Origin of the sequence: Flavobacterium denitrificans DSM 15936, assembly GCF_000425445.1 — a bacterium.
In the GTDB taxonomy this organism is placed as follows: domain Bacteria; phylum Bacteroidota; class Bacteroidia; order Flavobacteriales; family Flavobacteriaceae; genus Flavobacterium; species Flavobacterium denitrificans.
Window position 1 is genome coordinate 23,088 of the sequence record NZ_AUDL01000016.1, and the last position, 20,028, is coordinate 43,115.

A 20,028-nucleotide genomic window follows, 5' to 3' on the forward strand; every position below is an offset into this window, starting at 1 on the left:
TTAGAGTAATATATTATAGTGCGGCTAAAGCTGCTTCGTAATTTGGTTCGTTTGCAATTTCTGCTACTTGTTCTGTATGAAGAACTTTTCCATTTGCATCAACAACAATAATTGCTCTTGAGTGTAAGCCAGCTAAAGGCCCATCAACGATTTCTAAACCGTTTGCTTTACCAAAAGCACCAGTTTGAAAATCGGATAAGTTTACTACATTTTCTAAACCTTCGGCACCACAAAAACGTTTTTGAGCGAAAGGTAAATCTCTAGAAATACATAAAACTGTTGTGTTTTCTAATCCGCTTGCGCTTGCATTGAAAGTTCTAACAGATGTTGCACAAGTTCCTGTATCAACACTTGGGAAGATATTTAAAACTAATTTTTTACCAGCGAAAGTACTCAATGAAGCAACTGATAAGTCATTTTGTACTAATTTGAAGTCAGCTAATTGTGATCCAACTGCTGGCAATTCGCCTGATGTATGAACTGGATTTCCTCCTAAAGTTATTGTAGCCATGATTTTTGTTTAAAATTAATGAGGTTCAAAAGTAAGGATTAATATTTGAATCTAAAAGTATTTGTTATGGGTTTAAGGAGAGATTAAGGGTGCGGTTTTGATCGCCACGAATTCACGAATTTGTTTAAATAACTTTAGATTTGCCACAAAGTATGTCATTTCGACGAAGGAGAAATCGCACTAGTGATTCGACAAAGATTGACGATTCTGATTGCGGAGCTTCTTGTGTGATCTGCTTCGCCAATTCGCTATCGCTCGGGTCTCCTTCGTCGAGATGACAAGATTGCGTGAAAACTGTGACTGAAAACTGCGACTGAAAACTGTAAACAAAAAAAAGCGTCTCCAAATAGAAACGCTTTCTCAGTCTTGTTTTTTGTTTTTTATTTGAAAAAGAGGCCGATATTATTTATCGATTGACCCTAAAACACGTTTCATAAACGTATTTAAAGCTTCTTTTTTATCTGTTCCTTGTGCAACCAATTTTTGCACTTCAAGAGCACCATACATATTTGAAATCAATTCGCCGATAACGTCTAATTCTTCATCTTTAAGAGAAGGAATTTCAGTCATCGCTTCTAGAACTTCGATCGTTTCAATGATATAATCCTGATCGTTTTCTTCGATGAATTGCGTTAAATGTTTTATTACTGGTAGTTTCATGATTTTTTTTGTTTAAGCGTTAAATCGTTTATTTGTTTAATCGATTAAACGAATAAACAAATAACCAATTAAACAATTGCGTTTACTAAGTCGATTAAAACTTCTTGTTTATTAGTTTGCGTTTCGCCCACTAATTGTCCGTTTACAAAAGTGGCAAATGTTGGCAGGTTGCTCACATTAGCTAATTTTCTTGATTCGGGAGAATTCTCTGCATCAACCAAAACAAAAGTGATAGCTTCATTTTCTGTGGCTAATTTTTTGAATTTTGGTTTCATAATACGGCAATTTCCACACCATGAAGCTGAATATTGTACTACTACCTTTTCGTTTTTAGCAACTAAATCTGCTAACGTATCTTCGTTTAAGTCGATTAACATAGTTTTTATTTTTTTAGACACTAAGTTGCTAAGGTTCTGAGATGCTAAGTTTGCTCTCGAACCGAATAACTTTGTGTGGATTTATTTAATAGATTTTTTTAAGTCGTTGAGATTCTAAGATCTAAGTTTGATCTTAGAATCTCTTGACTTTTATTGTAGAATGTATTTAAGATTCAAAAGTTAAGTTAAAAACTTAGCATCTTAGTATCTCAGCAGCTTAGTTAGCGCTTAAGTATTCAGCAGTACTGATTCTGTCAGCAGACATTGCTTCTTTACCAGCTTCCCAGTTAGCAGGACAAACTTCACCTTTAGTTTGAATGTGTGTGTAAGCGTCAACCATTCTTAAGTATTCGTTTACGTTACGTCCTAATGGCATATCGTTTACGCTTTCGTGGAAAATTTTTCCAGTTTCGTCGATTAGGTAAGTAGCTCTGTAAGTTACGTTTGAACCTTCGATGATAACTGAATCAGTATCTTCGCTGTAGCTTGTAGATTCGATATCAAGAATACCTAAAATGTTAGCTAAGTTACGGTTTGTATCTGCTAAGATTGGGTAAGTAACACCTTCGATTCCACCATTGTTTTTTGGAGTATTTAACCAAGCAAAGTGAACTTCGTTTGTATCACAAGAAGCACCAATTACGATAGTATTTCTTTTTTCGAATTCTGGTAATGCAGCTTGAAAGGCGTGTAATTCAGTTGGACATACAAAAGTAAAATCTTTTGGGTACCAAAATAAAAGTACTTTTTTATTGTTGTTTACTGCTTCTTCAAAAATGTTGATTTTTAAATTGTCACCCATTTCTGAGATAGCATCTACTGCAATACTTGGGAATTTTTTTCCTACTAAAGACATAATTTTTGTTTTACGTTAAATGTTTATTTCTGCTGCAAAAGTAGGGCATAACTACAGGTACTTACAATAAGATGTGATTATAAATATTTATAAGTTGATAAGTTTTGGTTATTAGGTGTTTTAACTTATTGGATATCAATATTTACTGGAAGAATTCCGTTTGAAGAAATTTTTTCTAAAAATTGAATTCCCGCAGTTTTTTGAAATTCTTCAAAATCTTGATACGCCTGAATCAATCCTGAAGCCTTTTTCAGATTTGGAATAAGTGGTAAAACGTACGGATTTCCGAAAACGTAAACGATACATTTTTTGGTTTGAAGTAAATCTGAAAGCAGTTCAAAAACTTCATTATCAATTTCGAAATTATTTAGCGGTTTTGCCTTTGGAACAAATAATGAAATTAAGATTATTTCGAAATTTTCTAATTCATTTTTGATTGATGAAATATCCGAAACTTCTAGATTTTCAAAAGCAAATTCTGGAGAATCAAGTTTTGAATTTAAAGTTTTAAAGAAAGTGTTTTCAGTATTTTTATATAAACTCAGTTTAGCAAGTTTTTTGTTTTTCTGCGCTTCAAAAGCTAATTCTGAATTTGAATTGTCAATAATAGTAGTAATAGCATTTTGAGCAATTTCAAGATTTAATTGAGATGTTTTTTCGAAGTTTAATTCGCCTGAAAGAGCAGTATTTCCAGAAAGAATTCCAGCTTTTTCTTTGGCTTTCATGATTCTGTTGAAACTTTCTTCGATTCTTTCTGGGGAAGCATTTTTCAGAATCGCTTCAATTCCTTCCGGAACATTTTCGGCGAAACATAAAACATCATTTCCAGCGTTGAAAGCTTCCCATTCTAGTTGACCTTTGGTTTCATATAATTTAGAAACGCTGTGCATGTTCAAAGCATCGGAAATTACTAAACCATCGTAACCTAGTTTATCGCGCAAAAGATCCTGAATAACGGCTTTTGATAAAGTTGCCGATGTGTCTTTTCCTTCATTCAAACTAGGAACAGCCAAATGCCCAATCATAATCGAATCGACATTGTTTTCGATTCCTTTGATGAATGGATGCAATTCGTTTTCCATCAATTCTTCTAAAGTTTCCTTTAGAACGGGTAATCCTAAATGCGAATCGACATTCGTATTTCCGTGTCCAGGGAAGTGCTTCAAACATCCTAAAACGCCAACTTCCGACATTCCTTTTAAGTATTCAACAGCAAAATCGGCTACTTTTTCTTTGTTTTCACCAAAAGAGCGATAACCAATAACCGGATTATTTGGATTATTATTGATGTCTGCCAAAGGCGATAAATTATACTGAATTCCGGCCGCTTTTAAATCCAATCCAATTTGTTTTCCAACTTCATAAACCAAATCAGCTTTGTTTTTTGGTAAAGCGCCAAGCGTAATCGCATACGGATATTGCGGTGTTTTTTCAATTCGCATTGCTAATCCCCATTCTGCATCAATACTGATTAAAAGTGGAGTAGAAGCCACTTTTTGATAACGAACAATTAAAGCTTTGATTTTTTCGTAGCTGTCATCATTGAAAACTACTTTTTTCTTGCTTTCGTAGTTCGTTGCAGCGCTCGCACGACTGTGGAAAAAAGTCAGTCCGCCAATATTATGTTCTTTTATGAGGCGTTCGGTTTCTTGAATGTTTTCTTCAGTGTCGTTGATAAAAACGGCTGGAAAAAAAAATTGTCCTATTCTTTGTCGTAATGCTTCGGCAGTGATTTTCATTATTATAAAGTCTTTTTCATGCAGACACTATTATCCATTTCCTCATAAGGCGGATAATTGGGAATGATGGTATAATTTAATTTTTGATATAAGTTGATGGCTTCCGGCTGATTTTTGCCAGTTTCCAAAATGGTGTAGGTATAACCAACTTCTTTTGCCCAGATTTCTAGTTCGGCTAAAATTTTAGAAGCAATTCCTTTGTTGCGAAAGTCAGGATGAACATACATTCTTTTTATTTCGGTTTTGTCACTTTCTTTTTCGCGAAAAGCGCCACAAGCAACGGGAATACCATTTTCGTAATAAACGACCGCATGTTTTATTTTATCGGTTTTATTAAACTGATTGTAAAAAGCATGATCATCTCCGTCTCTAATTGCTAAATCTTTATCTAATAAAGCAACGAGATTTATAAAATCGATATCGTCTGAATTAGTTCGTTTTATGCTCATTTCGATTTTTTAACATTAAGATATAAAGTTCATAAAGCTTGACTTAAATTACTTAATTTCTTAATGGTTAAAGAAAATTAAGCTTCCTTTAAATTCACTTACTTTAATTTTGCCTTTTTCTGCTTAGCCAATTGCTTTTTGGTTTCAATTGCCTTTTCCAATCGGTTTTTGAAACGGAAAAGTTTTGGCAATCCTTCTAATCGGTCTACGAGTGTGATTTCTTCGTAAACCAAAATTGCTTTTTCTAAAACCCTGATTTCGTTTTCTAGATCAAGTTGGTTTTTGTAGATCGTAGCTAAACGATCGTAAGGATGATTTCCTTTAAAGCTTTCCGCGACATTTTCCTCATACAATTCAATTGCTTTTTCAAGATTTCCGGTTTTTTCGAACTCAGCTCCTTTCAAGTTGCGTTCGGCCTGCAAATTTTCATTGATTTCCATAGGTAAAAGTTTGATTTGGGGTTTAAACTTCTTCTGATTTTTTTCCGAAATCCTTCGGGAAAATTAAAAAACGTGATAAAATAAGACCTGGAATTGTAGCTATGAAAACCCAAACGAAGAAGTTTTCGTAACCTAAATATTTTTGTATAAAACCGCTAAGCATTCCTGGAAGCATCATTCCTAATGCCATAAAACCAGTTGCAAGTGCGTAGTGAGCCGTTTTTGATTCGCCTTCGGCAACATGAATTAGATACATCATAAAACCTGTAAATCCAAATCCATAACCAAACTGTTCAAGAACAACCGTTAGGCAAGTATAAAGATTTAATGGAGAATTTATTTCGAAAAAATATAAATTTATATGTAGATGAAAAAGCTCTTGCGGTTGGAAATGAGCTAATCCGATAAATCCAAGAATAGGAAGATGCATCGCCAAAAACATTGGAAACATCCATTTTGTAAGTCCGTGTTTAGAAATTGCAATACCGCCTAAAATGCCTCCCACAGTAAGAGCAAAAATTCCTAGGGTTCCATAAATGATTCCAACGGCTTCGGTGTCTAATCCCATTCCGCCAGATTCTTTTGGATCTAATAAAAACGGGCTTAACATTTTAAGCAACTGCGATTCTCCTAATCTAAAGACTAGAACAAAAGCTAAAATTAAACCGATTTGTTTTTTCTTGAAGAAACTGATAAATATAGTTCCGAAGTTTTGATTTTGATGCGCTTCTTTATTTTCAGTGGGATTGATTTCATTTTTTGGTGTAAAAATAAAATTGTAAAGCGTAATAAAAGTCATTAACAACCCAACACAAATCATCGTGTACGACCATGCTTTTGTGTTGTCGCCATATTTATGTTCCAAATAACCAGCAAAAAGTACAATTAATCCGTTTCCGGCCAACATCGATAATCTATAGAAAGTACTTCTGATTCCGAGGAAAAAAGATTGCTGTTCTTTTGGTAAAACTAATAAATAAAAACCATCACTCGCGATATCATTTGAAGCAGAAGCAAAAGCGGCAACCCAGAAGATTGCTAATGTCATCATAAAAAATCCGTTCGTTGGAATTGTGAATCCGACTAATAGGAAAGCAATCGAAATAAGCAATTGCATTGATAAAAACCATTTTCTTTTAGTTCCTGTCAATTCAATAAACGGACTCCAAAGTGGTTTTACAACCCAAGGTAGATATAATAAACTGGTATAAAGACCGATGTCATCATTACTGATTCCGAGATTTTTGTACATAATTACCGATACCGAAATAATGACGGCATACGGCAGTCCAGAGGCAAAATTTAGAAGCGGAATCCAGAACCAAGGTTTATTATCTATTTTCATTAGGTTGATTTGGTGTATAGTTTTTAAATGGTTTTTTAAGGTCTATTGCTGTTGGCGTGCTTTCATTGGCATAATAATCAATAAAAGTCACAGCGCAAGCTTTGTAAAGATTCAGTTTTCCGCCAGCAATCGAAAAAGTGATATTTCCGTCAACTTCTTTTACGGTAACTTTTTCAACGATTTTTGTAGCGTCGTTAATATCTATTTTTGCAGTATGTTCGCCTCCATAAACAACCATATAACGCACTTTCGTATTCAGTGGACTTTTGATTGTAAACGTATATTTAATGCTGTCTTTTGCATATTCAAGAACTTGTGGCGTGTCAATAATAACATGTTTCAAATTTGGAACTGCAGCAATAAGTGCCGGATATTTATATTGATTTTCCTCAAGATGACGAACAACATCTAAATTTTTGTCCATAAACCATTTAGAACTGAAATAAGCACTTCCGGAAACGTTTTTAAATGTTCTTAGAAAATCAATTTGCGTTGGGATTTCGGTAATGAAATTCCAGCTTTTATCGCCGTCGCCTCTAATTTTATACGACGCGTGACCAATATAAATTGCAGTATTTGCATTAGTGTTTTCTGACCACCATTTTACAAGTTTAGAATAAGATGCTCTAGTATTATTCATGCTCCAATACAATTGTGGCAGAATATAATCGATCCATTTTTGATCCATCCAAAGCATTGGATCTGCATATAAATCGTCGTAATTTGATGTAGATTGTGTTTCAGAACCTCGCGGATCCTGAGATTTGTTTCGCCAAACCCCAAACGGACTAATTCCGAATTGAACCCAAGGTTTGCTTGCTTTAATTGTCGTAGAAATCGTGTGTACAAAGTTGCTCACATTCGCACGACGCCAGTCTGAAAGACTTAAACCCGCGCCGTATTTTTTGTATGAAGCCGAATCGTTAAATGTTTTTCCGGGAATGGTATACGGGTAAAAATAATCATCAAAGTGAATCGCATCGATGTCGTATTTATCAACAACTTCTTTTACAACTTTGGTCAAATGTTCCTGAACTTCAGGTAAAGCAGGATTGTAATAGTATTTTCCTCCGTATTCGATCATCCATTCCGGATGTTTGAAAAGATCATGTCCAGGGCTTAAAAGATTTTTATTCAAATCAAAAGTCGCACGATATGGATTCAGCCAAGCGTGAAACTCAAAACCGCGATTGTGCGCTTGCTCGATCATCCAAGCCAATGCATCATAATATGGATTTGGAGCCAAACCTTCTTTCCCAGTCAGGAAACGTGACCAAGGTGCAAATTCAGAAGGATAAATAGCATCGCCAACGCTTCGAACCTGAACAATTACAGCGTTATAATTTAGTTTTTTATAAGTTTCTAGAATTTCAAGATAATCCGCTTTTTCTTTTTCAACGTTGTCTAGACTTGTTTTTGGCCAGTCAATATTCACAACGGTTGCAATCCATACACCTCTGAATTCGTTTTTAGGATGTTGTACATTTTCCTGTGCAATGGATTTCCATCCAAAGAAAAACAAAAATAGAATAGAGTATAGTAAGTGCTGATTTTTATGCATTTCAATCTTTTTTAACAAAAACCAAAAATAGTTTCTTTTGCCACGAATTACACGAATTTTCACAAATTATTTTTTAAAGGAATAATAATGAGCAAAAAATACTGCAATTTAGTAAGTTTTTTTTCTGCCACGAATTACACGAATTGCACTAATTTTATTCTCAAAGTATTAAAAAAATAATTCGTGAAAATTCGTGTAATTCGTGGCTAAAAATATTTAGCTTGGAAAAGAAATCTTTCCCATTGTTACCGATGGAATTCCTTTTTTTGAACCAAAGTTATAATTTCCTCCAGCCACAGTTTCATTCGCCAAAACTGCAAACAAAACCGCTTCTTTAGCATCGCCTGAAATTCCGAGAACGTCACTTTTTTCAAATTTACAAGATAATAATTCCTGTAACCAACTCACCAATAACGGATTCCTTGCGCCACCGCCCGACATATAAACTGTAAACTCTCCGATTGGTGTTTTAGTATTTTGGACAACAAACAAAACCGCTTCGGCAATTGTCTCAGCAGTTAGGCGCGTTAAAGTGGCCAGCAAATCTGGTGCCGAAATATTCTGCAAACCTAATTTTACCAAAGCAGAATTCACAAATTCATGATTGAATAATTCCTGACCGATAGTTTTTGGAAAGCTTTTCTGGAAGAATGCATCGCTTTTTAATTCGCTTAAAAGTGCTTGATTTACGGTTCCGCTTTTAGCAATTTCAGCATCTTTATCAAAACTTTTTTCAGGGAAAAACTGTTTGGTGAAAATATCAATTAAAGTATTTGCGGTTCCAGTATCGGTTACAAAAACTTCTTCGTCGTTTTGTGAGGCTGGCAAATAAGTGAAATTTGCAATTCCGCCCATGTTGAGCATGATTCGGTTTTCGCCTTTTTTGCTGAATAACAAATAATCGCCATAAACCGCCAAAGGCGCACCTTCACCGCCACCCGCAACGTGTTTTTGCCTGAAATCAGATAACGTGATAATTCCGGTTTTTACCGCAATATGATCGCCATCGCCAATTTGCAAAGTCGCATTTGGAAATTTTTCCTGTTGATGCAAAAACTTCGGCGCATGCAAAACCGTTTGTCCGTGCGATGCAATTAAATCAACTTCGCTTGCGGGAATATTCCATTTTGAAAGACAATCGTTGATCATTCCGGCATGTAAATCAGCAATCCATTCGTTTAGCAAAACCAAATGCTGAAAATCGATCGTTTTTTTAGCAAACACTTTTCTGATTTCGGTTTTAATGTCTTCGTTGTAATCGATGGTTTCAAACTGCTCGATTTTTACGATTGTATTTTCGCCTTCGCCCGAAACTTCACAAAGCGCCAAGTCAAGTCCGTCAAGCGAAGTTCCAGACATTAAACCGATTATTTTTCGGGTTTCTTTTTGAGCTATTTTGTAAAGTGCGGTTATATTTTTATTCATTTTGATGGAAGACTTTTTTGATAATGCTAAAATGGGATTTATTTGGGGATAAATTTAGGGAAAGTTGGGGATTTTTTTGGTTTGGAAAAAACGGGTATTTGTACTTGTTGGTTTGGATTGGGTAATTGATATTTTTGAAATATATGATTTAAATTCTTGAAAAAAGGTTTTCCGTAAAAAAACTAAAAATCAGTAGTTTAATTTTGATTTTAATTTAACCAAAATAATAAATAAAATGTCAAAAATGTTTTTCAATAGGTTACATCTGAATATTGTTGATAACCGAGCAAAAAAGCCATTTTTAATTGATGGAATTAAAAGTGCTGCTTCTGAAGGATTTAATAATTATTCTTATAAAATAGTTGAAGTTGAGACAAAAGGATCTTATATAAAAGGATATCTTATAAAATATGATCCATATGGACGAGGGGAAGTTTTAGATGAATCTACTGATACTGTAAAGCAAGGTGGAACTGTAAACAATATAGTAGCAAAATCACTTTTTTTAATTAATATAGATGAAATGGTTATTGCATTTGAAGAAATTAAGAATGTAATTTCTAAGACTATGTTTGCTAGAATGTTCACAAATCTTTTTAATAATAATCAAAAAGGTCAAAATTTTGAATTTTCTATTTCTAGTATTAGTGAGAAGTATTCATTTATCGAGAAAGCTCGTAATTTAAAACATATTAAACGTGTATCTATAAGATTGGTTCCATCAAATCCTAATAATGCAGATTTATGGCGAACTACCGATGAAAAAATGCAACAAAATGGAATAACTAAATATAAAGAAGTTCAAGAGTCTACTGAGAAGAATGGTATTTCATTAGATGATGAGACAATAGCGAAAATGGCTATGTCTGAGGATGGATATGGTTTCGCAGAAGCCATTGGATGTGATGTAGAAGGAAATACAGTTACTATAAGTACAGCAAAAAGAAATCAAGAAATTACTCAAATTTTGCCAGATAATGTTGAAAAAAGCGGAATGGATAAAATTATTCAATATCTTAACGTTACTTTTGAAAAGATTAAACAAAGAACAAGCCATCAAGAATGAGACGTATAAAATCAGTGATATTATGTTGGGATTTTGGAACTTCCTTTATGGTAGTGTTTTTGACTTACTATTTACTTCCGGATTATATAAATATGAAATTCGCATTATCATTTTATAATGTCGCAATGACTGTTTTGTCTATAATTTTTTCATTATTCTTTACAGCAATGGCAATTATTATGTCATCTTCAGATAATGACTTTATTGAATTTCTAGAGAAAGATAAAATATTTACAGAGTTACTATGGTCGTTTAAAATAACCCTATTGTGTCTTTTTATGAGTTTAATTTTGTCAATTATTTTATATAGCGGCACATCATATTGGTTGGAAACTTTTGATGAAAATAAAACCATATGGCTGCAAGGCAAAACATTTCTTTTATTCTTAGAGTTTTTATTTTTATACAGTATGCTAGCAACTTGGCTCTGTATCATGGATACGTTGCAATTTTCGAAATATCGCTCTAGATATTTATCTCAAAATAAAGAAAAAAAAGAATAAAGCAATAGGGAAAAATAGTAACAAAAATTTACATTATGAAAAATTGGTTTGAAAATAATCAAACAAAATCGGTTATATTGTATACTCTAATAATTTCAGCTTCTACTTGGGCTTGTTATAAGTATATGTACGAAGAAAGTAAATTAGAACTTTATAAAGCTCAAATAGAATCTAAACAAGTTGAGTTGTCACAGCTACAATCAAGGATTGAATTTCTAGAAAAAAAGAATTCAAGTCTTGAAGTAGTTATAAAAGAATTTGAAGATTGGAATTCTAAAAGCCAAAACCCTAATCTTTTTTATAAAACGAAATTTGAGGAAATGGCTAGTTTAAAGCAAAAATATCAAAATTCAATAGCTTTAAATTCTTCTTCTGAAGATTCTATTCCGAAAACATATGACACTATAGTCGCTAAAGAGATTTTTCCAATAGATGCAAAAATTTATAAAGGTGATACTTATATTAATGATAAAGAACAAATTGTGATAGCAGTTAATGATGTTAATGTTTCGCGAGAATGTGATTTAATATTGAGTGTAGGAAATAAAAAGAATGAAAGTTTTAAGAATGTAAAAGTTGGAAAAACTTTCACTTATTTAGTTGGGAAGAGAAAATTGAGGATTACTTTAAGTAAAACAGAATTTATTACTTCTTGGGCAACTTTTCATATTACAAAAGAAAATCAGAAGTAGTTTTTATAATCGGAAAGTTAAAGAATTTAAAGGGGTTCAGATAGGGAAACTACTTCAATAAAAATTATGATAATAAGTTAAACAAAAATGAAGATGTTCAAACTATCAAGAATGAAATCCAAAAAAAATAGAATACCAATTGAAACTTATTTAAGAATTTAGTAGATTCAATTTAATAAATAACAAAAGATGGAAGCAAACGACTTTATAACATTAGTAATATCAAGCTTAGCTTTGTTAGTATCGGGACTTGTATATTGGGAAAGTAACTATGTTTTTAAACTCGACACTGTTTTAGGCAAGCACGCAAAGTTAGGTTTAATTGGAACTGATGGTAAGATTTACCCTCTTATAATGGCGAATGTAACATTTATTAATAATGGTGGAAAAACTGATTCAATTGAAGATACTAAATTATTAGTAGAAATTAATGGAAATGGTGTTGCGACCTATGAGCACGAATTTATAACAGCTAGGGAATTTACGGATATCTACAACAATAATGCACAATCTACAGAGATATTGCCTATCATAGTTAATGGGAAAAGCAATACATTAAAGAGATATGGTTTTCAAGCTATTCCAAAAATAAATCAGGAAATGATACCAGTTAAATTTAATGTAAAATTAACTTTATACGTTAAGCTTCATGGTCGTTGGATTAAACAAAAGCAATACCAATGTAAAAACATTTCAAATGTGTGGCAAAATTTAAATCCTGTAGGGGCATTTGAAGAAAAAATTATTAGTTTGGTGGAAGTGAATTAATATTTTCTTCGAAACTGCCATGCTAGTGAGTGTTCCTCTCGTGCCCGCATGAAAAGTTTACCTAGATATAATTGTTTTAATTCTTGCTATAGAATTTTGCACTTTGCGTTCACGAGCAAGATGCTCGCGCTAGCGACTGAATTATTCAAGAATCGTTTTTTATTCAATAAATTGCCTTTTGAAACCTAAACACCCTAGCCCTGATGGAAGCGACATCCTTTTGCGCCGGGGTTCGGCGTAAAAGATATAGAGGACAGCAGGAAATAGCTCCTAATTAAATTTAAAATTCCAAATACGTTTTTGAAGCTTAGGACATTTCAAAATCTTGTTATACTCGCTAATTTTTTTTAAATTTGAGTAAATGAAATACTCAAAATAGAAAGTCACACACTCATGTTGTCCGTTAGAGTTATTCGGGAAATTATCTATACGGGATTTTCAAACAGATGGCAAAATAGTATCATACATAAATCTTCAAGGCATGAGTTACGAAAAAATCAAAGAAGAATTTATTAAAAGTGCGGAAGCGTATATAAACGCAAAGCGCCAGCCGTTTGAGAAATTATCAGGCATGGAACTAGTAGATGCAAAATCTCACTATCTTGATGGTTTTCAAGATTACATCATGCACCTAAACTTTACATTAAATGCATTGGTTGAGGAACATTCGATATCTTTTAAAACTCTTGAAGAGGCAAATGCTTTCCAAGATTTCATGAAACCGACTTTTGGTAGTATTGCTGTAAAGTTTACGGAAGGACTTATTGAGTAAAAGAGAAAATTTGCGTTTTCATATGCCTTCTCCCGATAGCCATCGGGAACGCTCAGGATGACAAGCGAGTTAAAACTTCAATTCTAATGTCAAAAACAATCACAAAAAAACCTTAGAACCTTAGCATCTTAGAACCTCAGAACCTAAAAAAATAAGTATTTTTGTGAAATCATATTTCAGAAAAAATGTCACTACTTAAAGATTTAGAGCAATTAGCCGGCGAACTCGAGGGCACACTTTTATACGATGATCTTCATAAAACACTTTATTCGACAGATGCATCGGTGTACCGGATTCGGCCAAATGCAGTGGCTTTGCCTAAATCTGTGGCTGATATTAGTAGGTTGATTCGCTTTGCGAGAGAACACAATATTTCGGTTACACCAAGAACGGCTGGAACTTCACTTGCCGGACAAGCCGTTGGCGACGGACTTGTGATTGATGTTTCGAAGCATTTTACCAAAATATTAGGTTATGATGCCGAGAAAAAAACAGTTACGGTTCAACCCGGTGTTATTCGCGATGAACTGAATTTATATTTAAAACCTTTCGGTGTATTTTTCGCGCCAATTACTTCGACTTCAAATCGTGCGATGATTGGCGGCATGGTGGGAAATAATTCTTCTGGAACCACTTCGATTCGGTATGGCGTTACGCGCGATAAAATTGCTGAAGTAAAAGCGATTTTGAGCGATGGAACAGAAGTAGTTTTTGGCGAATTGACATCGGCGGAATTTATCGAGAAAACCAAAGGCGATTCTTTAGAAAATAAAATTTACAAAAGCGTTTACGACGAACTTTCGGTAAAAGAAAATCAGGAAGAAATTATAAAAGAGTTCCCGAAACCAGAAATTCACAGACGAAATACAGGTTACGCGGTTGATATTCTGCTAAAATCAGAAATCTTTGGCGGAACAGAACCGACAATAAATTTAGGGAAACTACTTTGCGGAAGCGAGGGAACTTTGGCTTTTACAACCGAAATCACTTTAAAAGTTGACGATTTACCGCCAGCGCACAGTATAATGGTCGTTGGGCATTATCATACGATTCAGGAATCTTTGGAATCTGTTGTGGTGGCGATGAAACATCATTTGTATACTTGCGAAATGATCGACGACACGATTTTGGATTGCACCAAAACAAATCGCGAACACATTAAAAACCGTTTCTTTTTGGTTGGAGAACCCAAAGCGATTATGCTGTTTGAAGTGGCTTCGCACACTTTAGAAGATGCCGAAAATCAAGCGAATGCTTTAATTGCCGATTTAGAAAAACACAATTTTGGTTATGCTTTAGTAAAAATTTACGGTTCTGATATTGATAAAGCCAACGAACTTAGAAAAGCCGGACTCGGACTTTTAGGAAGTATTGTTGGCGACAACAAAGCCGCAGATTCTATTGAAGATACAGCGGTAGAATTAAGTGATTTGCCAGCTTATATTGCGGAGTTTTCTGCGATGATGTTAAGCCACGGACAGGAAGCGATTTATTACGCTCATGCCGGTGCTGGAGAATTGCATTTGCGTCCGGTTTTGAATTTGAAGAAAACGGAAGATCTAAAATTATTCAGAACCATTGCGACCGATGTGGCGCATTTGGTGAAAAAATACAGAGGTTCGTTGAGCGGTGAACATGGCGATGGAATCGTGCGCGGGGAATTTATTCCGTTTATGATTGGCGATAAGAATTACGAATTGCTGAAAAGAATCAAATTAGCGTTTGACCCGAATTCGGTTTTCAATATCGGGAAAATTGTCAACGCTTTGAAAATGGATGAAAACCATCGTGTGGTTTCGGGCAGAGTAGAACCGGATATTAAAACGTTTCAGGATTTTTCAGACAGTTTAGGCATTTTGCGTGCTGCTGAAAAATGCAATGGTTCTGGCGATTGTCGAAAAATGCCATCGGCAGGAGGAGCAATGTGTCCGAGTTATCGTGCGACGCGAAATGAAAAAGAAACGACTCGTGCAAGAGCCAATGCTTTACGCGAATATTTGACGTATTCTGAAAAAGAAAACAAATTTGACCAGAAAGAATTATACGAAGTTTTTGAGTTGTGTGTAAGCTGTAAAGCCTGCGCTAGCGAATGTCCGAGTAATGTTGACGTTGCGACTCTTAAAGCCGAATTTTTATACCAATATCAAAAAGCAAACGGATTTTCGACCCGAAACAAGATTTTCGCCAACAACGCAAAATTGAACAAAATGGGAAGCAAATTCCCGTCAATTACGAATTTTATTTCGAATCAATCTTTGGTAAAAAAAACAATGGGAATTGCGCCTGAAAGACAAGTTCCATTGTTAGCGAAAAAGACTTTTAGAAAATGGTTTGTCAATAATAAACCAACAAAAACAGATTTTCCGAATGGAAGATTGTATTTGTTTGTTGACGAATTCACGAATTATTATGATGTCAATATCGGGATTGATGCTTTCGAATTATTGACTAAATTAGGCTACGAAGTTTTAATCGTAAATCACGAAGAAAGCGGAAGAACTTATTTATCAAAAGGATTTTTGGAAGAAGCCAAAAAGATCACTGACATCAATATTAATATATTCAAAGATTTGATTTCCGCGAAAGCGCCATTAATAGGAATTGAACCTTCGGCGATTTTGACTTTTAGAGATGAATATTTACGATTGGCCTCGGATAAAGAAAATGCTGAACGTATTTCGCAAAACGCTTTCACCATTGAAGAATTCTTCAAAAAAGAAATCATCGACGGAAAAATAACGCCAGATTCTTTTTCTGAAGAAACAAAAGAAATCAAAATTCATGGACATTGCCATCAAAAGTCTTTAAGCTCTGTTGAAGCGACTTTTGCTATGCTGAATCTTCCAAAAAATAATACGGTTACGATTTATAATTCGGGTTGCTGCGGAATGGCGGGTTCTTTTGGTTATGAAAAAGAACATTATCAAGTGAGTATGCAAATGGGAGAAGATACGCTTTTCCCAAAAGTACGCAACACTGCCGAAAATGTGAAAATCGCCGCTGCAGGAACAAGCTGTCGCCATCAAATTTATGATGGAACAAAACGTGAAGCGCAGCATCCTGTTAGTATTTTGAAAAGCTGCCTTAAATTTTAAATTTTAGATTTTAGAATGTAGATTTTAGATTTTTTTTCACGCAGATTTGGCAGATTAAGCAGATTTGTTTTTTATTAAAGATAGGTGTAATTTTTTCGCTGAATAAAAATCAGCTATATCTGCTAAATCTGCGAGAGAAAATATAGGCACAGATAGAAAAAATAATTCGTGAATTCGCGGCAAAAAAAAACATTAGAAAACAAAATCTTCTATTATATTTGAAATAAAGATAATTTTTGCATTATTTGCAAAATAAAACCAGAACGACTGAAATAAATCAATTTTTAATAGCAAAAAATATATGGCATTTTCAAGTTTATTCCGAAAGAAAACGGTGCAGGATATTCTGAAACAGGTTGCAAAAAATGAGGCAGACGGACATGAAGCATTAGGAAAGCATCTTACAACCAGAGATTTAACTGCTTTCGGAATTGCTGCAATTGTTGGTGCGGGTATTTTCAGCACCATAGGAAAAGCGAGTGCAGACGGAGGGCCAGCTGTAATATTTTTATTCCTTTTTACCGCTCTTGCGTGTAGTTTTGCTGCTTTTGCTTACGCCGAATTTGCTTCAATGGTTCCGGTTTCAGGAAGTGCTTATACCTATTCTTATGTGGCTTTTGGAGAAATTATCGCTTGGATAATAGGATGGGCTTTAATTATGGAATATGCCGTCGGAAACATAACCGTCGCGATATCGTGGAGTGATTATTTTACCGGACTGCTTCAGAGTGGCGGAATTCATTTGCCACAATGGATTCAGATGGATTATCTAACCGCTTCAAACGGATTTAACGATGCCGAGGCTTTAATGCGAGGCGGAAAAACATTCGAAAATTTAAGTACGGCGCTACAGCAAGCTCATACAGCTTGGACAACAGCACCAACAATAGGATCTTTTCATTTTGTAACTGATTTGCCTGCTTTATTTATTATTATTCTGATTACAGCTTTGGTTTACAGAGGAATGAAAGAATCTCGTAATGCAAGTAACTTAATGGTTGTTGTAAAACTTTGTGTGGTTCTTTTGGTAATTGCAGTGGGAGTATTTTATGTGGATACAGCAAACTGGGATCCGTTTGCACCAAATGGGGTTAGTGGTGTTTTAAAAGGCGTATCAGCAGTTTTCTTTGCTTATATTGGTTTCGATGCAATTTCTACAACTGCCGAAGAATGTAAAAATCCACAGCGTGATTTACCGCGAGGTATGATGTGGGCTATTATCATTTGTACCCTTTTGTATATTGCAATTGCCTTGGTTTTAACCGGAATGGTAAAATATCACGAATTGAATGTTGGAGATCCTCTTGCATTTGTTTTCGATAAATTGGACTTAAAATGGATGTCGGGAATTATTGCCGTGAGTGCGGTAGTGGCAATGGCGAGCGTTTTATTGGTTTTTCAAATGGGACAGCCTCGTATCTGGATGAGTATGAGCCGTGACGGATTGCTTCCAAAGAAATTCTCAACTGTTCACCCAAGATTCAAAACACCATCTTTTGCAACTATTGTAACAGGATTTGTAGTAGCAGTTCCAGCATTATTTTTAAACTTGACAATGGTAACCGATTTATGCAGTATCGGAACTTTGTTTGCCTTTGTATTAGTTTGTGCGGGAGTTTTGGTCCTTCAAAATAAACCTGAGATTCCGAGAGGAAAATTCAAAACACCTTATATCAATTCAAAATATATTTTGCCAGTTTTAATTATTGCGGGGCTGTATTATGCTTTTGCAATAAACAATAAAGCGACAATGGCTTTTGTAAATAATGAAGCGCAGATAAATGATGCTACAACCATTGTAACTTCATTGAACAAAGAAGAATCAGCACAAGTATTTACTTATTTAGAAAGTATTGAAGCAAATAATAAAACGGCCGAAACTTCGGATTTAGAACATTTATTGAGCCAATATCAAGATGATGAGGTTAAATATGCAGAGGTGGTAAAAGGATTGCCAATTGATGATTCTCTAAAATATGAATCAGGTTTCCAATTATTCAAGCACAAAATCCCAATGTGGATTTTCCTTTTTGTTTTACTTGGATTAGCGGTTTGGGCATTCAGAAAAAACCTTTCTTTGATTCCGCTTTTAGGATTAATTTGCTGTCTCTACATGATGGCTGAATTAAGCGTTTGGAACTGGATTTATTTCACGATTTGGTTAATAATAGGATTAGTAATTTATTTTACTTACAGTAGAAAAAATAGTAAACTAAACGTAGGAAATTATTAATTGTGAATTATAAATTATAAATGGAAAAGCCGTTCTGAAACTAAATCAGAACGGCTTTTTATTTTTGCCACAGATTATAAAGATTAAAATGATTTTTCACGCAGATTTGGCAGATTTAAGCAGATAAACACGGATTTTTAATTTTAGATTAAATTTTAATCTGTTTAAATCAGCCAAATCTGCGAGAGGAAACCTTAGCGAACCTCTGCGTAAATTTCTTTGCGAATCTTTGCGGAATCTAAAACCCCAAGCTCCACCATACAAGCTTTCATCATTTCATAAGTGCGCTGAATATCATTATCCAAACCAATCGAAAAACGAATCAAGCCATCAGTCAATCCCATTTCTTTTTGTTCTTCTAACGGAATTTCACTAGAAGTTGAGGTTCCCGGCGCGCTGAATAACGTTTTGTAAAAACCTAAACTTACGGCCAGATATCCTAAGTTTCGTTCCTGCATCAATTCCATTAATTCATTGGCTTTTTCCAAACTTCCAACATCAATAGTCAGCATTCCTCCAAAACCATATTCAGGGTTAATCATCGTTTTGTACAATTCATGACTCGGGTGGCTTTTCAATCCCGGATAAACCGTTTTTAAACCGTCTTTTTCAAATTGATCGGCTAGAAAATGCGCATTATGACTGTGCTGTTTAATTCGGATATGAAGCGTTCTCAGGTTTTTCATTACACTTGCCGAACGCAAACTGTCCATTGTAGGTCCCAAAAGCATACTCGCACCCGAATTTACATTTTTCAGTGAGTTGATAAATTCTTTCGAAGCACAAGTTACGCCGCCAACTGTATCACTGCTTCCGTTAATGTATTTCGTCAAACTGTGAATGACGATATCAGCACCTAATTTTGCTGGAGAAACCGATAAAGGCGAAAACGTATTATCGACGACTAGTTTCAAATTATGTTTCTTGGCAATTTTAGCCAAACCACGAATATCGGCAACTTCTAATAACGGATTGCTAACAGTTTCGCAATACAAAACTTTGGTTTTTGGTGTAATTGCAGCTTCTACAACATCCAATTTTGTAATGTCAACAAAACTTGTTTCAATTCCGAATCTTGGCGTAAAATTCTTCAAAAAAGCATAAGTTCCGCCGTAAATTGTTCTGCTTGATACGATATGATCACCCGCGCCGCACAATTGCAATAGAGTAGGTGTAATCGCTCCCATTCCCGAAGCCGAAACATTTGCTGTTTCTGTTCCTTCCATCGCAGCCAAAGCCTGATCTAAATACAAATTACTTGGCGAAGAATGGCGCGAATACAAATAACAGCCTTCCATATTTCCCTCAAAAGTATCAAACATAGTTTTAGCCGAAAGAAAAGTATAAGTCGAGGAATCAGAAATCGACGGATTCACACCGCCAAATTCACCAAAGTATTGCAAATCCTGAATTTTATCTGCTGGATTGAAGTTTTTCATAGTAGTGAGTTTCAAGTTTTTATTTGTTTCAAGTTTCAAGTTCTTATTGTAGAGATTAGGAGCTGTTTCCTGCTATCCGTTTCAATCTTTTGTGTCT

General features: G+C 34.6%; 18 protein-coding genes. 7 read left to right on the forward strand and 11 right to left on the reverse strand.

From position 1 onward, the window contains the following. Positions 1-13 precede the first annotated feature (13 nt). The 10 genes from tpx to H600_RS0110795 all read right to left on the reverse strand — a co-directional run bounded on the left by tpx (position 14) and on the right by H600_RS0110795 (position 9,363). Positions 14-511: a thiol peroxidase gene (tpx, locus tag H600_RS0110750; protein WP_026728793.1), complete on the reverse strand. Its 498-nt coding sequence runs from the start codon at positions 509-511 to the stop codon at positions 14-16. A 402-nt stretch (positions 512-913) separates the two neighbouring features. After that, positions 914-1,171 carry a DUF6952 family protein gene (locus tag H600_RS0110755; protein WP_008462029.1) on the reverse strand — a complete coding sequence of 86 codons (258 nt, stop codon included), beginning with the start codon at positions 1,169-1,171 and terminating at the stop codon, positions 914-916. 68 nt (positions 1,172-1,239) lie between these two features. Beyond that, the gene (locus H600_RS0110760) at positions 1,240-1,548 is read right to left on the reverse strand and encodes a thioredoxin family protein (protein ID WP_008462030.1); all 309 of its coding nucleotides are present in this window, start codon (positions 1,546-1,548) and stop codon (positions 1,240-1,242) included. A gap of 217 nt (positions 1,549-1,765) precedes the next feature. Further along, positions 1,766-2,404 carry a peroxiredoxin gene (locus H600_RS0110765; protein ID WP_012024184.1) on the reverse strand — a complete coding sequence of 213 codons (639 nt, stop codon included), beginning with the start codon at positions 2,402-2,404 and terminating at the stop codon, positions 1,766-1,768. Positions 2,405-2,529: 125 nt separating this feature from the next. Next, positions 2,530-4,143, reverse strand: coding sequence for a glycoside hydrolase family 3 protein (locus H600_RS0110770; protein WP_026728794.1), 1,614 nt, complete (start codon positions 4,141-4,143; stop codon positions 2,530-2,532). A gap of 2 nt (positions 4,144-4,145) precedes the next feature. Next, positions 4,146-4,592: a GNAT family N-acetyltransferase gene (locus H600_RS0110775; RefSeq protein WP_026728795.1), complete on the reverse strand. Its 447-nt coding sequence runs from the start codon at positions 4,590-4,592 to the stop codon at positions 4,146-4,148. Positions 4,593-4,690: 98 nt separating this feature from the next. Continuing rightward, complete coding sequence (locus H600_RS0110780) at positions 4,691-5,032, reverse strand: hypothetical protein (RefSeq protein WP_026728796.1); 342 nt, start codon at positions 5,030-5,032, stop codon at positions 4,691-4,693. Between the two features lie 22 nt (positions 5,033-5,054). After that, positions 5,055-6,377 (reverse strand): MFS transporter, encoded by a 1,323-nt coding sequence (locus tag H600_RS0110785; RefSeq protein WP_026728797.1) that lies wholly within the window; start codon positions 6,375-6,377, stop codon positions 5,055-5,057. Next, positions 6,364-7,938: a glycoside hydrolase family 10-like protein gene (locus H600_RS0110790; protein WP_026728798.1), complete on the reverse strand. Its 1,575-nt coding sequence runs from the start codon at positions 7,936-7,938 to the stop codon at positions 6,364-6,366. The genes H600_RS0110785 and H600_RS0110790 overlap by 14 nt, the downstream gene beginning before the upstream one ends. 216 nt (positions 7,939-8,154) lie before the next feature. Beyond that, the gene (locus H600_RS0110795) at positions 8,155-9,363 is read right to left on the reverse strand and encodes an anhydro-N-acetylmuramic acid kinase (protein WP_026728799.1); all 1,209 of its coding nucleotides are present in this window, start codon (positions 9,361-9,363) and stop codon (positions 8,155-8,157) included. 235 nt (positions 9,364-9,598) lie between these two features. Here H600_RS0110795 and H600_RS0110805 point away from each other — a divergent pair, with 235 nt between their 5' ends. The 7 genes from H600_RS0110805 to H600_RS0110835 all read left to right on the forward strand — a co-directional run bounded on the left by H600_RS0110805 (position 9,599) and on the right by H600_RS0110835 (position 18,492). Further along, on the forward strand, positions 9,599-10,429 hold the full coding sequence (locus tag H600_RS0110805) for a DUF4747 family protein (protein WP_026728800.1): 831 nt from the start codon (positions 9,599-9,601) through the stop codon (positions 10,427-10,429). Continuing rightward, positions 10,426-10,932 carry a hypothetical protein gene (locus H600_RS0110810; RefSeq protein ID WP_026728801.1) on the forward strand — a complete coding sequence of 169 codons (507 nt, stop codon included), beginning with the start codon at positions 10,426-10,428 and terminating at the stop codon, positions 10,930-10,932. Before H600_RS0110805 ends, H600_RS0110810 begins: the two co-directional genes overlap by 4 nt. A 35-nt stretch (positions 10,933-10,967) precedes the next feature. Beyond that, on the forward strand, positions 10,968-11,624 hold the full coding sequence (locus H600_RS0110815) for a hypothetical protein (protein WP_026728802.1): 657 nt from the start codon (positions 10,968-10,970) through the stop codon (positions 11,622-11,624). A 189-nt stretch (positions 11,625-11,813) separates the two neighbouring features. After that, positions 11,814-12,392, forward strand: a complete 579-nt coding sequence (locus tag H600_RS0110820) for a hypothetical protein (RefSeq protein WP_026728803.1) — start codon at positions 11,814-11,816, stop codon at positions 12,390-12,392. Positions 12,393-12,873: 481 nt separating this feature from the next. Then, complete coding sequence (locus H600_RS0110825) at positions 12,874-13,164, forward strand: hypothetical protein (protein ID WP_026728804.1); 291 nt, start codon at positions 12,874-12,876, stop codon at positions 13,162-13,164. Between the two features lie 185 nt (positions 13,165-13,349). Then, positions 13,350-16,259, forward strand: a complete 2,910-nt coding sequence (locus H600_RS0110830; protein ID WP_026728805.1) for an FAD-binding and (Fe-S)-binding domain-containing protein — start codon at positions 13,350-13,352, stop codon at positions 16,257-16,259. 301 nt (positions 16,260-16,560) lie between these two features. Beyond that, entirely contained in the window at positions 16,561-18,492 is a 1,932-nt protein-coding gene (locus tag H600_RS0110835; RefSeq protein ID WP_026728806.1) for an amino acid permease, read from the forward strand. A gap of 194 nt (positions 18,493-18,686) precedes the next feature. Here H600_RS0110835 and H600_RS0110840 read toward each other — a convergent pair whose 3' ends face one another. Further along, the gene (locus H600_RS0110840) at positions 18,687-19,931 is read right to left on the reverse strand and encodes an aminotransferase class I/II-fold pyridoxal phosphate-dependent enzyme (protein ID WP_026728807.1); all 1,245 of its coding nucleotides are present in this window, start codon (positions 19,929-19,931) and stop codon (positions 18,687-18,689) included. Between the last annotated feature and the right edge of the window lie 97 nt (positions 19,932-20,028).

Coding starts and splice junctions, on each gene's coding strand:
- tpx (WP_026728793.1), bottom strand. CDS start 511: ATGGCTACAATAACTTTAGGAGGAAATCCAGTTCATACATCAGGCGAA.
- H600_RS0110755 (WP_008462029.1), bottom strand. CDS start 1,171: ATGAAACTACCAGTAATAAAACATTTAACGCAATTCATCGAAGAAAAC.
- H600_RS0110760 (WP_008462030.1), bottom strand. CDS start 1,548: ATGTTAATCGACTTAAACGAAGATACGTTAGCAGATTTAGTTGCTAAA.
- H600_RS0110765 (WP_012024184.1), bottom strand. CDS start 2,404: ATGTCTTTAGTAGGAAAAAAATTCCCAAGTATTGCAGTAGATGCTATC.
- H600_RS0110770 (WP_026728794.1), bottom strand. CDS start 4,143: ATGAAAATCACTGCCGAAGCATTACGACAAAGAATAGGACAATTTTTT.
- H600_RS0110775 (WP_026728795.1), bottom strand. CDS start 4,592: ATGAGCATAAAACGAACTAATTCAGACGATATCGATTTTATAAATCTC.
- H600_RS0110780 (WP_026728796.1), bottom strand. CDS start 5,032: ATGGAAATCAATGAAAATTTGCAGGCCGAACGCAACTTGAAAGGAGCT.
- H600_RS0110785 (WP_026728797.1), bottom strand. CDS start 6,377: ATGAAAATAGATAATAAACCTTGGTTCTGGATTCCGCTTCTAAATTTT.
- H600_RS0110790 (WP_026728798.1), bottom strand. CDS start 7,938: ATGCATAAAAATCAGCACTTACTATACTCTATTCTATTTTTGTTTTTC.
- H600_RS0110795 (WP_026728799.1), bottom strand. CDS start 9,363: ATGAATAAAAATATAACCGCACTTTACAAAATAGCTCAAAAAGAAACC.
- H600_RS0110805 (WP_026728800.1), top strand. CDS start 9,599: ATGTCAAAAATGTTTTTCAATAGGTTACATCTGAATATTGTTGATAAC.
- H600_RS0110810 (WP_026728801.1), top strand. CDS start 10,426: ATGAGACGTATAAAATCAGTGATATTATGTTGGGATTTTGGAACTTCC.
- H600_RS0110815 (WP_026728802.1), top strand. CDS start 10,968: ATGAAAAATTGGTTTGAAAATAATCAAACAAAATCGGTTATATTGTAT.
- H600_RS0110820 (WP_026728803.1), top strand. CDS start 11,814: ATGGAAGCAAACGACTTTATAACATTAGTAATATCAAGCTTAGCTTTG.
- H600_RS0110825 (WP_026728804.1), top strand. CDS start 12,874: ATGAGTTACGAAAAAATCAAAGAAGAATTTATTAAAAGTGCGGAAGCG.
- H600_RS0110830 (WP_026728805.1), top strand. CDS start 13,350: ATGTCACTACTTAAAGATTTAGAGCAATTAGCCGGCGAACTCGAGGGC.
- H600_RS0110835 (WP_026728806.1), top strand. CDS start 16,561: ATGGCATTTTCAAGTTTATTCCGAAAGAAAACGGTGCAGGATATTCTG.
- H600_RS0110840 (WP_026728807.1), bottom strand. CDS start 19,931: ATGAAAAACTTCAATCCAGCAGATAAAATTCAGGATTTGCAATACTTT.